General features: G+C 71.3%; 12 protein-coding genes. 5 read left to right on the plus strand and 7 right to left on the minus strand.

The window, feature by feature from the left end:
* Position 1: 1 nt before the first annotated feature.
* Positions 2–226 carry a hypothetical protein gene (locus HD601_RS24965; protein WP_184826486.1) on the minus strand — a complete coding sequence of 75 codons (225 nt, stop codon included), beginning with the start codon at positions 224–226 and terminating at the stop codon, positions 2–4.
* Between the two features lie 85 nt (positions 227–311).
* Between HD601_RS24965 and HD601_RS24970 the strand changes: the two genes are divergently transcribed.
* Positions 312–968 carry a methyltransferase domain-containing protein gene (locus HD601_RS24970; RefSeq protein WP_184826488.1) on the plus strand — a complete coding sequence of 219 codons (657 nt, stop codon included), beginning with the start codon at positions 312–314 and terminating at the stop codon, positions 966–968.
* A 681-nt stretch (positions 969–1,649) separates the two neighbouring features.
* On the opposite strand, the gene HD601_RS24975 is transcribed toward HD601_RS24970, so the two are convergent.
* Positions 1,650–2,099 (minus strand): YdeI/OmpD-associated family protein, encoded by a 450-nt coding sequence (locus tag HD601_RS24975; protein WP_184826490.1) that lies wholly within the window; start codon positions 2,097–2,099, stop codon positions 1,650–1,652.
* A gap of 34 nt (positions 2,100–2,133) precedes the next feature.
* Here HD601_RS24975 and HD601_RS24980 point away from each other — a divergent pair, with 34 nt between their 5' ends.
* From HD601_RS24980 to HD601_RS24990, 3 genes are all read left to right on the plus strand, one after another.
* Positions 2,134–2,583 carry a TIGR03667 family PPOX class F420-dependent oxidoreductase gene (locus HD601_RS24980; RefSeq protein ID WP_184826492.1) on the plus strand — a complete coding sequence of 150 codons (450 nt, stop codon included), beginning with the start codon at positions 2,134–2,136 and terminating at the stop codon, positions 2,581–2,583.
* A 228-nt stretch (positions 2,584–2,811) separates the two neighbouring features.
* Entirely contained in the window at positions 2,812–3,510 is a 699-nt protein-coding gene (locus tag HD601_RS24985) for a hypothetical protein (protein WP_221441291.1), read from the plus strand.
* Between the two features lie 31 nt (positions 3,511–3,541).
* Positions 3,542–4,594 carry an ABC transporter substrate-binding protein gene (locus HD601_RS24990; RefSeq protein WP_221441292.1) on the plus strand — a complete coding sequence of 351 codons (1,053 nt, stop codon included), beginning with the start codon at positions 3,542–3,544 and terminating at the stop codon, positions 4,592–4,594.
* On the opposite strand, the gene HD601_RS24995 is transcribed toward HD601_RS24990, so the two are convergent.
* The gene (locus HD601_RS24995; protein WP_184826497.1) at positions 4,546–5,520 is read right to left on the minus strand and encodes an NAD(P)/FAD-dependent oxidoreductase; all 975 of its coding nucleotides are present in this window, start codon (positions 5,518–5,520) and stop codon (positions 4,546–4,548) included. The genes HD601_RS24990 and HD601_RS24995 overlap by 49 nt on opposite strands.
* Positions 5,521–5,744: 224 nt before the next feature.
* Between HD601_RS24995 and HD601_RS25000 the strand changes: the two genes are divergently transcribed.
* Positions 5,745–6,998 (plus strand): ankyrin repeat domain-containing protein, encoded by a 1,254-nt coding sequence (locus HD601_RS25000; RefSeq protein ID WP_184826499.1) that lies wholly within the window; start codon positions 5,745–5,747, stop codon positions 6,996–6,998.
* Here the strand turns inward: HD601_RS25000 and ppk2 are convergent.
* The 4 genes from ppk2 to HD601_RS25020 form a co-directional block, all read right to left on the minus strand.
* Positions 6,991–7,824 (minus strand): polyphosphate kinase 2, encoded by an 834-nt coding sequence (ppk2, locus tag HD601_RS25005; protein ID WP_343076446.1) that lies wholly within the window; start codon positions 7,822–7,824, stop codon positions 6,991–6,993. The genes HD601_RS25000 and ppk2 overlap by 8 nt on opposite strands.
* 10 nt (positions 7,825–7,834) lie before the next feature.
* The gene (locus HD601_RS25010; protein WP_184826503.1) at positions 7,835–9,832 is read right to left on the minus strand and encodes an ABC transporter ATP-binding protein; all 1,998 of its coding nucleotides are present in this window, start codon (positions 9,830–9,832) and stop codon (positions 7,835–7,837) included.
* Positions 9,829–11,562, minus strand: coding sequence for an ABC transporter ATP-binding protein (locus HD601_RS25015; RefSeq protein ID WP_184826505.1), 1,734 nt, complete (start codon positions 11,560–11,562; stop codon positions 9,829–9,831). Before HD601_RS25015 ends, HD601_RS25010 begins: the two co-directional genes overlap by 4 nt.
* Positions 11,563–11,646: 84 nt before the next feature.
* The gene (locus HD601_RS25020) at positions 11,647–12,261 is read right to left on the minus strand and encodes a TetR family transcriptional regulator (protein ID WP_184826507.1); all 615 of its coding nucleotides are present in this window, start codon (positions 12,259–12,261) and stop codon (positions 11,647–11,649) included.
* Between the last annotated feature and the right edge of the window lie 408 nt (positions 12,262–12,669).

Consider the following 12,669-nt stretch of genomic DNA (forward strand, 5'->3'; position numbering starts at 1 on the left):
CCTACCTCCTTGCGTGTTTCTTGTGCACGGCCTGTCTGCTGACGCCGAGGGCGGCTCCGATCTCCTCCCACGACCAGCCCTGTTGGCGGGCGCTGTCGACCTGCAGGATCTCCAGCCGGTCCACCAGCCGGCGCAGCGCCGCGACCGCCCGCAACCCGACCCTGGGGTCGGCGTCGACGGCTCCGGTCGCCGCGTCGACCGCCTCTCGTGCCTCCGATCCGGTCATGCTGTCAACCTAAGCTGACAGATGGTGGGTTGTCAACTCGCGTTGACGACGGGGACTGTCGGTGGCGGGCGATACGGTCGCGGACGTGACCGAGCCCGCGTACCTGACCGCCACCCGTGCCGCCTACGACACCGTCGCCGAGTCCTATGCGTCGACCCTTCGCGACCATCTCGCGGGGGCGGTGTTCGACCGCGCGATGCTCGACGCGTTCGCCGGGTCGGTCGACGGCGACGGCGGCGGTCCCGTGGTCGAGGTCGGGTGCGGGCCGGGGCGCATCACCGGATATCTGCACTCGCTGGGCCTGGACGTCTCGGGTGTCGACCTGTCGCCGGCGATGATCGACGTCGCGCGGCGTGCATGTCCCGGGGTGTCGTTCTCGGTGGGGTCGATGACGGCGCTCTCGGTTTCGGATGGGGTGCTGGCCGGAGTGGTCGCGTGGTACTCGATCATCCACATGCCACCGTCGGTGTTGCCCGAGGTGTTCGCCGAGTTCCGCCGGGTGCTGCGACCCGGGGGCCGGCTGCTGCTGGCATTCCAGGTCGGCGACGAGGTCGTCCGGGTGGAACAGGCCTACGGTCACTCCGGTCTCGCCGTCGACGCGTACCGGTTGGCGCCCGAGCTGATCTCGGGGTTGCTGGCCGATGCCGGGTTCGCCGTCGAGGCGACGTTGGTGCGGGAGCCGGTGGCGTCGGTGCCGCCGGAGAAGACGCCCCAGGCCTATCTGATCGCGACGGTTGCCTGACGTTCTGCCGGGGTGGTGAGGTGGGCTCCCCGTCCCCCTGCTGCCCAGTCTCTTAGCCGCGCAACCGCGCCTCAAGTCCGACGATGGAGGCGCTTCGCGCCGGAGGGCGGACTTGACCCGCGGTCCCGCGGCCAAGAACCTGGCACCTATCAGGGGGACGGGGAGACCCTGGGCACGCCTCGCCGGTCCGTATCAGTCCGCTCGGGCTGTGGACAGCGATGATCATCAAGGATCGCGTACATCACCAGGATTACCCGAGCCTCGACACGATTACAGGCCTCGTGATGCACGGGTAAACGTGGTGGGCAGCCCGGGAAACGCCGGGAATCCCACATCGTGGACCGCCGCCGGGGCCAACGCGCCGACTTCACTATGCAGAGCCGTCTTCACTACGCAGAGCCGTCTTCTGCGCCCCCGCGCCAGGTCAGAAGACGGTTTCCGCTAGTGAAGTCGGCCGGCGCTAGTGAAGTCAGCCACCACCCACCCGTCGCCAGACTCCCCCCGTCCCCCTGATAGCTGCCCGTTCTTAGGCCGCGCGGGTGCGGTCAAGTCCAAGCGCCCCCACCACAGCAGCGACCCAACCCCAGGGCGCGCGGACTTGAGGGCACCCGCGCGGCTTAAGAGAATGGGCAGCAGGGGGACGGGGGAACCCAACTCAACCCCACGCGCCCCAGCGAAAGATCACGCCTCGGTGATCATCTCGATGGCTTTGGCGGCGCGGTCGTCGCGGGTCTGCTGACGCTTGCCCTCGGCGACCCAGTCGGCGTAGCGCTTGCGGTGCGAGAACGGCATCGCGTCGTAGGCGCGCAGCGCGGCGGCGTCACGCGCGAGCGCCGCGCTCAGCTCGCGCGGCACGTCGACCACCCGCGGCTCGTCGTCCAAGGCCACGACCACGTGGACGGTGTCACCGACGTCGACGCCCCACTCGGCGCGCTGGGCCTTGCGCAGGCCGATCCAGCCGGCGCCGCCGTAGACGGCCACCGTCGTGCGGAACGCCGGCGCGCCGTTGACCGATACCCGCACGGGCGCCCGCGCCCTGCCGTACTCGGCCTTCGGGTCGTAGGGCAGCTCGAATCCGCAGCCGGGGCCGTCGTCGCCGATGAGCACCGCGTCGAACTCCGCCGTCGCCATGCCGCCATTCTGCGCCCCTCATAGGGTCGAAGGCATGAGCGACGACGCCCTCTTCCCGGACAGCGGCACCGACCTCGGACGACGCATCGACGAACGGCTCCGCGACGACCGCGTGCTGTGGCTGACGGTCGTGGCGCCCAGCGGGACGCCGCAGCCGACGCCGGTCTGGTTCGTGCGCAGCGGCGACGACATCGTCGTCTACAACGATCGGCACGCCAAACGGCTGGACTGGATGGAGAAGAACCCCAGGGTCGCGCTGCACCTCAACAGCGACGGCGACGGCGGCGACTTCGTGGTCCTCACGGGCCGGGCCGAGATCCGCGAGGACGTCCCGGGGCCGGACGAGTCGCCCGGCTACCTGGCCAAGTACGGCGACGAGATGACCCGCATCATGGGCAGCCCCGGGGCGTTCGCGCAGCAGTACTCCGTCGCCGCGGTCATCCACGTCGACCACGTCCGCGGCGCCGCGCCCGAGCCCGCGTGATCGACGACCTCATCCGTCGCGGACGAACCTGATCGGTCTCGAGCAGCTCACCGCGGCCGCCGCCCCGATCGCCCGGCGAGCCCCCGAACTGCCCTGACGGTGTCCGAACGCGATACGAACGCGGCTGGAACACGATCGGAAAGGCAGCCGCAAACCAGTGGAATCCGGGCGATGACAGGAGCAAGATGGAGAGCACACAACCGCCGAAGAGACTCTCGGGGTGCATCCATGTCCGGTCTCCACAACGACGCACCTGGCATGTTGCCGGTGCTCTCGAAGGGCAAACACCGCAACGCACGCAAGGGCGCGTGCTTCATGGAATTCGCGTCGTACCTCGCCGGTGAGCGCTGGAGCGACCACCCGTCCTGCACGCACCCGCTGCTGGCCGCGGTCGCCCGGCTGGTGAACGACGCCATCTCCGACGAGCACCGGCCGCGCCTGGCGCCACTGGTTCCCATGGTCATCGGCGTCGACTCCGACGACCCCCGCATGGACGTCGCCATCACGCTGCGCGTCGCCGCCACGGCGCTCCCCGTGGCGTCGGCCGAGCGCCAGCGGGTGCTGGCCGTCGCCATCCTGTCCGCCGAGCGCATCCTCGACGACCTCGACCACCGGCCGGCCGGCACGCTCACCGACCGCAGCCGCGAGGCTCTCGACCGCGTGCCGGTGGCGGCGCAGTGGGCGCGCGACTTCGCCGAGGGCGAGCAGACCACGCTCAAGGGCTTCCAGCGCTATGCGGCACCCACGGCGGTCCGCTGCGCGGTCGAGGGCGTCGCCAACGCGTGCGTCTCCGACCCCGACGCCCTGCTGCACCAGCTGCTCGAACTCACCATCGCCGACTGCTCCGACCTGGTCGAGCCGCGCGGCCACCCCGACCCCGCACGGTGGGCCGACGCCTGCCGGCTGACGGGGACGGTCAGTGTTTGAAGTTAGGTGAGCCTGAGCTAACTTGGTGCGGGTGACTCATCGACGCCTGCCCACGTTCCTGCTCGCGCTGCTGCTCGGAGCCGCGGCCCTCACCGGCTGCGGCTCCGGCGACGGCGGTTCCGACGACGGCGGCAGCGCGGCTCCCGCCTCCGGTGACGACGGCGGCGCCGACGCGTTCCCCGTCACCATCGAGCACGCCCTCGGCAGCACCACCATCGAGGCCGCACCCGAGCGTGTCGCCACTTGGGGCCCGTCCGGCCAGGACGTCGCCGTCGCGCTCGGCGTCACGCCGGTCGCGATGCCGGTGATCGACTACGGCGGCGACGACGAGGGCGTGCTGCCGTGGGTGCGCGAGGCCCTCGGCGAGGAGGACCTGCCGGCGCTCGTGCCGAACGTCGCGGGCGAGGAGATCCCGTACGAGGCGATCGCCGACACCCAGCCCGACGTCATCCTGGCCGTCTACTCCGGCATCACGCAGGAGGAGTACGACACCCTCAGCGCCATCGCGCCCACCGTCGCCTACCCGGACGCGCCGTGGAGCACGCCGTGGCAGGAGCAGACCACGATCATCGGCGAGGCGCTGGGCCGCTCCGCCGAGGCCGAGGGGCTGGTCGCCGACACCGAGGAGTACCTCGCCACCCGGTCCGACGAGTACCCGGAGCTGGCCGGCACGAGCTTCGCCTACGGCGCCGAGAACGCCGGCCAGCTCGCCCTCTACACCTCCGACGACGTGCGGGTGCGGCTGCTCGCCGACCTCGGCATGACGGTCACGCCGTACGTCGACGAGAACGCGCCCGGCGACGCCGTCTACTACGACGTCTCCCCCGAGCTGGTCGGCGACATCGAGTCCGACGTGTTCGTGGCCTGGTTCAACGACGACGCGGCGGCCGAGGCGTTCGCCGCGAACCCGGCGTACGCGCGGATCCCGGCGGTCGCGGCCGGCGCGTTCGCCCCTGTGGTCGGCGAGTCGTACGTCGCCGCCAGCTCCGCGCCGTCGGTGCTGTCGATCCCGTGGATGCTGGACGACTACCTGCCTCAGCTGGCCGAGGCAGCGGCCGCCTCCGGCGCGGGTGCCACCGAGTAGACACCCGCGACGATCAGGTCCATGTTGATCATCGCGGCCGCGTCGACCCCTGCGGCGGCCGACTTGATCACCGTCGCGAACACGTCGGCGACGTTGCCGGCCGCCCAGACGCCGGGCACCGCCGTCCCGCCCATGGGGTCGACCGTCAGGGCGGTGCCGACGACCATGCCGCCGCGCTCCTGCTCGACCGCCTCGAGCCCGAGGCCTTCGACCATGGCGGTCCGGGCACGCGGGAGCGGCTGCACGACGACGGCGCCGGCGGGGACCACGACGCCGTCCTCCAGCTCGACCCCGGTGATGGCGTCGTCCTCGATCCGCAGCGCCGCGACCGGACCCTCGACGACGCGGATGCCGCGGGCCGCGAGGTCGGCCAGCTGGTCGTCGCCGAGCGCCGGCGCGGTGTGCGCGAACAGCGTGACGTCGGCGGACCACTGGCGCAGCAGCTGCGCGTGGTGCACGCCGCCGGGCGAGGTCGCGAGGACGCCGATCGCGCGGTCGCGCACCTCCCAGCCGTGGCAGTACGGGCAGTGCAGGACGTCGCGGCCCCACCGCTCACGCACGCCCGGCACGCCGGGCAGCTCGTCGACGGCGCCGGTGGCCAGCAGGATCCGCCGGGCGCCGACGGTGTCACCGCCGGCCAGGGCGACGGTGAAGTCCCCGGCCGCGCCGGTCACGGTCTCGACCGCGCCGGTGCGCACCTCGCCGCCGTAGCCCTCGATCTCGGCCCGGCCGGTCCTGTAGAGCTCGGCCGGGGCGGCGCCCTCGCGGCCGAGGTAGTTGTGCACGCCCTCGGCGGGCGCGTTGCGCGGCTCGCCGCCGTCGATCAGCAGCACGGAGCGCCGGGCCCGCGACAGCGTCAGCGCGCCGCTCAGCCCGGCCGCACCGCCGCCGATCACCACTACGTCATAACGATTCTCATCAGCCATATCCCCAGCCTGCGCTCACCCCGCCGCCCACGCAAGGCTCGTTGCCATTACCGCAAGACCGGAATTCTCGCCAGCCCCGGAATGATCACGTTCAGCACCAAATCCCGCGCCGCACCACGATTGCAGGCCTAGTGGAGCACGGGATTACGTGCTGAACGTGATCATTCCCAGGCGGGATCGGCGGTCAGGGGAGGTCGACACGGTGAAGACGCTAGAGTCGAGCCGTGCTCGAGTGGCTGCGTCTGGTCTACGCCGGCGGCACCATCGGCGGGACGCACTCCGCGAAACCCGCGCGCGCCGCCGCGGCTCTCGACCGCGTCGACCGCTCCGACCCCGTCGTCGCATGCGCGATCGGCGACGTCGACGGCGTCAGCGGTGCGGTCGCCGCCGACCCCGGCTGGGTGCACCGCCCCGGCGGGCCGCTCGCCCTGCCGCCGCTGGTCGCCGTCACGCACTCGTCGCTGGTCCGGCTGCCGGACTTCGCCCGTGGCCTGCGCGAGTGCGCCCGGGTGCTGCTCGAGGCCGGCGCCGACCCGGACCAGACGGTCGCCTCGCCCGACGGGCATCCGCTGAGCGCGCTCTACGGCGCCGCCGGCCTCACGCACGACGCCCCCATGACGGCGCTGCTGATCGACGCCGACGCGAACCTCGACGACCACGAGTCGCTCTACCACTCACTCGGCGACCTCGGCTGCGTGCGGCTGCTGCTGGCCGCCGGCGCGACCGTCACCGGCACGAATGCCATGTACGCCGTCGCCGACCACGACGACGCCGACGTGCTGCGGCTGCTGCTCGAGCACGGCGGCGACCCGAACGAGCCGTCGCCGACCTGGGGGTCGCCGCTGCTGTTCGCACTGCGCCGACGGTGCTCGACGGCGTTCGTGCGGCTGCTGCTCGACGCCGGAGCCGACCCGGACGCCGTCGGGCCGGACGGCATCGGTACGCACCGCGTGGCGCTGCGGTTCGGCCTGCCCGAGGTCGCCGCGCTGCTCCCCGCGACCGAGTCGGGCGACGATCCCCGCGAGCGGCTGATCGCCGCCTGCACGAGCGGCGACGGCGCCACCGCCCGGCGGCTGCTCGCCGACAACCCCGGCGTCGTCGCGTCGCTCGACGCGGGTCAGCGGCGGCTGCTGCCCGACCTCGCCGCGGCCGGCGCCGTCGCGGCCGTCCGGCTGATGGTCGAGGCGGGCTGGCCCGTCGACACCCTTGGCGGCGACTGGCACGCGACCGCCCTCAACCACGCCGTCTTCCGCGGCGACGCCGGGCTGACCCGGTTCCTCCTCGAGCACGGCGCCGACCCCGCCGTGCGGCACGGCTTCGGCGACACCGTCGTCGGCACCCTGTCGTGGGCGTCACAGCACAACGAGGAGCGCGGCATCGCCGCCGACTGGCCCGGCTGCGCGCGGGCGCTGCTCGACCACGGCGTGGTGCTGCCCGAGGACTACGAGTTCAGCGAGGACGTGAGCGCGCTCAGGTGAGCGCGCCCGCGTGGTCGGGCACGTAGCTCTGCAGGTCGCGGGGCGGACGCTGGTAGCCCTTGGCGGCCGGCCGCGGCGGCAGTTCCAGCGGCCGGCGCTGCACCTCGTGGTACGGGATGGTCGAGAGCAGGTGCGCGATCATGTTGATCCGCGCGGCCCGCTTGTCCTCGCTCTCGACCACGTGCCACGGCGCCTCGGGAATGTCCGTGTGCACGAACATGTCGTCCTTGGCGCGCGAGTAGTCCTCCCAGCGGCTGATCGACTCGAGGTCCATGGGCGAGAGCTTCCAGCGGCGCATCGGGTCCTCGAGCCGCGACTGGAACCGTCGTTCCTGCTCGGAGTCGCTGACCGAGAACCAGTACTTGCGCAGCAGGATGCCGTCCTCGACCAGCATCCGCTCGAAGGTCGGGGCCTGACTGAGGAAGCGCTGGTACTCCTCCTTCGTGCAGAACCCCATGACCCGCTCGACGCCGGCGCGGTTGTACCAGCTCCGGTCGAACAGCACGATCTCGCCGGCGGCCGGCAGGTGCTCGACGTAGCGCTGGAAGTACCACTGGCCGCGCTGGCGTTCCGTCGGCGCCGGCAGGGCCGCGATGCGCGCGATGCGGGGGTTGAGGTACTGCGTCACCCGCTTGATCGTGCTGCCCTTGCCGGCCGCGTCGCGCCCCTCGAAGACCACGACGACGCGGGCGCCCTCCTGCCGGACCCACTCCTGGAGCGTGACCAGCTGCGCCTGCAGCCGGAACAGCTCCTTCTCGTAGATCTTCTTGGGCACGCGGGCCGGCCGGTCGTCGTCTGCCGGTGCGGCGTCCTTCTTCTTCGCCACGGTGACCCCCTCATTCCTCGACGGCGGGCAGCGCGAACTGGCTGTTGTACAGATCGAAGTATGCTCCGCGCCGCTCCAGCAGCTCGGCATGCGAGCCCTGTTCGACGATCGAGCCGTCGCGCATGACGAGGATCAGGTCGGCGTCGCGGATGGTCGCGAGCCGGTGCGCGATGACGAAGCTGGTCCGGTCGCTGCGCAGCGCCGCCATGGCGTGCTGCACCAGCACCTCGGTGCGGGTGTCGACCGACGACGTCGCCTCGTCGAGGATGAGGATGGCCGGATCGGCGAGGAACGCCCGCGCGATGGTGAGCAGTTGCTTCTCACCGGCGCTGATGTTGTCGCCCTCTTCGTCGATGACGGTGTCGTAGCCGTCGGGCAGCGAGTGGACGAACCGGTCGACGTAGGTCGCCTCGGCCGCCGCGCGGAGCTGCTCCTCCGACGCCGTCGGGTCCCCGTAATGGAGGTTCTCGCGGATCGTCCCGCCGAACAGCCAGGTGTCCTGCAGCACCATGCCGATGTTCGAGCGCAGCTCGTCGCGGCGCAGCTCGGCGATGTCGCGGCCGTCGATGGTGATGCGTCCGCCCTGCAGCTCGTAGAACCGCATGATCAGGTTGACCAGCGTGGTCTTGCCGGCCCCCGTCGGGCCTACGATCGCCACCGTCCGGCCCGGTTCCGCCACCAGCGAGAGGTCCTCGATGAGCGGCTGGTCGGGGTCGTAGCTGAACGAGACGTGCTCGAACTCGACCCGGCCGCGGGGCTGACGGTCCAGCGTCGCGGGGTCGGCGGCGTCGGGCACCTGCTCCGGCTCGTCGAGCAGCTCGAACACCCGCTCCGCCGACGCGACGCCGGACTGCAGCAGGTTCGCCATGGACGCCAGCTGGGTCAGCGGCTGGGTGAACTGGCGGGTGTACTGCACGAACGCCTGCACCTCGCCGAGGCTCATCGAGCCCGACGCGACCCGCAGCCCGCCGACGACGGCGATGGCGACGTAGTTGAGGTTCCCGAGGAAGAACATCGCCGGCATGATCAGCCCGGACACGAACTGGGCGCCGAAGCTCGCCTGGAACAGCTCGTCGTTCTTCGCGCCGAACGACTGCTCGACCTCGCGCTGCCGGCCGAACACCTTCACCAGCGCGTGACCGGTGTAGGCCTCCTCGATCTGCCCGTTCAGCGCGCCGGTGTGCGCCCACTGCGCGACGAACTGCTGCTGCGACCGCTTCGCCACCAGCGTGGTGATGACCAGCGACAACGGAATCGTGGCCAGCGCGATCAGCGCCAGCAGCGGCGAGATCCACAGCATCATCGCTAGCACGCCGACGACGGTGAGCAGCGAGTTCAGCAGCTGGCTCATGGTCTGCTGCAGGCTCTGTGAGACGTTGTCGATGTCGTTGGTGACCCGGCTCAGCACGTCGCCGCGCGCGTTGACGTCGAAGTACTTCAGCGGCAGCCGGTGGATCTTGTCCTCGACGTCGGAGCGCAGCCGGAACACCGTCCGCTGCACGATGGTGTTGAGCAGGTACGCCTGCAGCCACATGAACAGCGAGGCGCCCACGTACAGCGCCAGCACGCCCAGCAGCACCGACTGCAGCGCGCCGAAGTCGATGCCCTGGCCCGGGACGACACCGCTCATGCCGGCGAGCATGTCGGCGAAAGTGTTCTGGCCGTCGGCCCGCAGGTTCTCGACCGCCTGGTCCTTCGTGACGTCGGGAGAGAGCTGCCGGCCGATGATGCCCTGGAAGATCAGGTCGGTGCCGTGGCCGAGCAGCCGCGGCCCGACGGCGTTCAGCGCCACGCTGACCACGGTCAGCACGATCACCAGGATCACCCCGAACCGCTCCGGCGCCAGCCGGCCGACCAGCCGCTTCGCCGACGGGCCGAAGTTCATCGCCTTCTGCGTCGGCCCGGCCATGCCGCCGAACGGCCCGCCGCCACCCGGGCGCATGCCTCCGCCGCCGGGGCGAGCGGGAGCCGCAGCCGTCGCCGTCGCCCCTGGCCTGGACGCGCTCATGCCGCCTCCTCCGCGGTCAGCTGCGACTCGACGATCTCGGTGTACGTCGGGCAGCTCTCGATCAGTTCGGCGTGCGATCCCAGGCCGACGACGGCGCCGTCGTCGAGCACCACGATCTGGTCGGCGTCGATGACGGTGGAGATCCGCTGGGCGACGATCACCACTGCGGCGTCCGTGGTGTGCGGGCGCAGCGCCGCCCTCAGCCGGGCGTCGGTGGCGAGGTCGAGCGCGGAGAACGAGTCGTCGAACAGGTACAGGTCGGGCTTGCGGACCAGTGCGCGGGCGATGGCCAGCCGCTGGCGCTGCCCTCCGGACACGTTGGTGCCGCCCTGCGCGATGGGCGCGTCGAGGCCCTCGGGCATCTCGCGGACGAAGTCGTCGGCCTGCGCGATCTCGAGCGCCTCCCACAGCTCCTCGTCGGTGGCCTCGGGATTGCCGTAGCGCAGGTTGCTGGCGACGGTGCCCGAGAACAGGTACGCCTTCTGCGGCACCAGGCCGATGCGTGATCGCAGCACGTCGGGATCGAGGTCGCGGACGTCGACCCCGGCGACGCGCACCTGGCCCGCCGTCGCGTCGATGAGCCGCGGCACGAGGTTGACCAGCGTGGTCTTGCCGGACCCGGTGCTGCCGACGACAGCGGTCGTGGTGCCCGGCTCGACGGTGAAGCTCACGTCGCGCAGCACCGGCTCGTCGGCGCCCGGATAGGCGAACCCCGCGCCGCGCAGCTCCAGCGACATCCGCCGCGGCAGCGTCGTCACCGGCGCTTCGGGCGGGACGACGGAGGAGTCGGTGTCGAGGACCTCGCCGATCCGCTCCGCGCACACCGCCGCCCGCGGGATCATGACCAGCATGAACGTGGCCATCATGACCGCCATGAGGATCTGGATGAGGTAGGTGAGGAACGCCGTCAGCGCGCCGATCTCCATGTGCCCCTGGTCGATGCGGTCCGCGCCGAACCAGAGCACGGCCACGCTGGACACGTTCATCACCAGCATCACCCACGGGAACACCAGCGCCTGCAGCCGGCCGACGTGCAGCGCGGTCTCGGTGAGCGCGGTGTTGGCGACGGCGAACCGGCCCTGCTCGAACCGCTCGCGGACGAACGCCCGGACCACCCGGATGCCGGTGATCTGCTCGCGCATGACCCGGTTGACGCCGTCGATGCGCTCCTGCATGAGCCGGAAGCCCGGCACCATGCGGCGGGCGATCAACGCGATGCCGACGACGAGCGCCGGCACGCAGACCAGCAGCAGCCAGGCCAGCTCGACGTCCTCGCGCAACGCCATGATGACGCCGCCGACCGCCATGATCGGCGCCATGACCAGCAGCGTGCACGACATCAGCACCAGCATCTGGACCTGCTGGACGTCGTTGGTGTTGCGGGTGATCAGCGACGGCGCCCCGAACCGGCCGACCTCGCGCGCGGAGAACTCGCCGACCCGGTGGAAGACGCCGGCGCGGACGTCGCGGCCGAACGCCATGGCCGTCTTCGCGCCGAAATAGACGGCGCCGACGGTACAGGTGATCTGCAACACCGTCGCCGCGAGCATCCAGCCGCCGGTGCGCATGATGTAGCCGGTGTCGCCGCGGGCGATGCCGTTGTCGATGATGTCCGCGTTCAGGCTGGGCAGGTAGAGCGAGGCCAGGGTGCCGACGAACTGCAGCGCGACCACGGCGCCGAGCCACCGGCGGTACGGACGCAGGTAGGTCCGCAGCAGGGTGATGAGCATGGAGCGGCTCCGAACTGGAGAGATGTGTGAAGTGGGTTGCGCGTGCCCGAGCTGGTGGGGCCCCGAAGTCGCGGGGCGACGGCGTCAGGGTGACGGATCGTTGGCGGTCGCCGGCGGGAGGACGACGCCGTACAGCAGGAGGTCGACGACCTCTTCGGGCGGCATGGGCTCGTGGTCGTTGATGAGCGGGTGGAAGCCGGCGAACGCCAGGATGCGCAGCCGCCGCGCCACTTCGGCCGGCGAGACGCGCAGCCGGTGTCGGTCGGGCTCGACCAGCGCGGTGATGACGGCCATGATGCCCGCGTGCCGCGGCGGCTGCGTCCGCCCGTCGTCGCCCGGCGGCCGGCTGAACCCGATGGCGACCATGAGCTGGAAGACGCTGGTCAGCCGCTCGTGCAGGATCTGCGCGGCGACGAGCAGCCGGTGCTCGAGCGGCAGGTCGGTGCCGATGGCCCGCAGCCGCCGCTCGGTGTCGGTGGGGTCGACGGCCGCGTCGAGCACCTGCTTCAGCAGGGAGTCCTTGTCCTCGAAGACCCGGAAGATGGTGCCCTCGGCGATGCCCGCCGCCTCGGCGATCTGCCGCGTGCTGACCGCGAACCCGTGCTGGCGCACCAGCGGCAGGGTGGCCGCGATGATCGCCTCGCGTCGCTGCTCGGGCGACATGGGCGTTGCGCGGGTGCGGCGGGTCTCGGTGGCCACGACAGCAGAGTAAGTGAGTGAGGACTCACTCACAAGTGGATTTCCGGAGGTTCACTCGCCGTTCGCTCCCCGCGGAACCGCGATGGTTGAGGGATCCGTGTCGCCCTGGCAGCACCAATCCCTCAACCATCCCAGCGGCCCACTCGATGAGTGAGCACCCGATGGGCCCAGAACACCAGCAAACGCTCACCCATCCACCCGCGAACACCCCCGCGCACCTCCCGATGGTTGAGGGATCGGTGTCGCCCTGGCAGCACCAATCCCTCAACCATCCCAGCGGCCCACTCGATGAGTGAGCACCCGATGGGCCCAGAACACCAGCAAACGCTCACCCATCCCCGCCGGGCGGCCGGGCTGAGCGCGATCCACGGCACCGGGCGTACGCTCGAAAGTGAAGGGCCGCTGACG

The organism is Jiangella mangrovi (genome assembly GCF_014204975.1).
In the GTDB taxonomy this organism is placed as follows: domain Bacteria; phylum Actinomycetota; class Actinomycetes; order Jiangellales; family Jiangellaceae; genus Jiangella; species Jiangella mangrovi.

What these genes read in the sequence shown, in the direction of transcription:
- HD601_RS24965 (WP_184826486.1), bottom strand. Translation starts at nt 226, where the DNA reads ATGACCGGATCGGAGGCACGAGAGGCGGTCGACGCGGCGACCGGAGCC.
- HD601_RS24975 (WP_184826490.1), bottom strand. Translation starts at nt 2,099, where the DNA reads ATGGCGACGGCGGAGTTCGACGCGGTGCTCATCGGCGACGACGGCCCC.
- HD601_RS24980 (WP_184826492.1), top strand. Translation starts at nt 2,134, where the DNA reads ATGAGCGACGACGCCCTCTTCCCGGACAGCGGCACCGACCTCGGACGA.
- HD601_RS24985 (WP_221441291.1), top strand. Translation starts at nt 2,812, where the DNA reads ATGTCCGGTCTCCACAACGACGCACCTGGCATGTTGCCGGTGCTCTCG.
- HD601_RS24995 (WP_184826497.1), bottom strand. Translation starts at nt 5,520, where the DNA reads ATGGCTGATGAGAATCGTTATGACGTAGTGGTGATCGGCGGCGGTGCG.
- HD601_RS25010 (WP_184826503.1), bottom strand. Translation starts at nt 9,832, where the DNA reads ATGAGCGCGTCCAGGCCAGGGGCGACGGCGACGGCTGCGGCTCCCGCT.
- HD601_RS25015 (WP_184826505.1), bottom strand. Translation starts at nt 11,562, where the DNA reads ATGCTCATCACCCTGCTGCGGACCTACCTGCGTCCGTACCGCCGGTGG.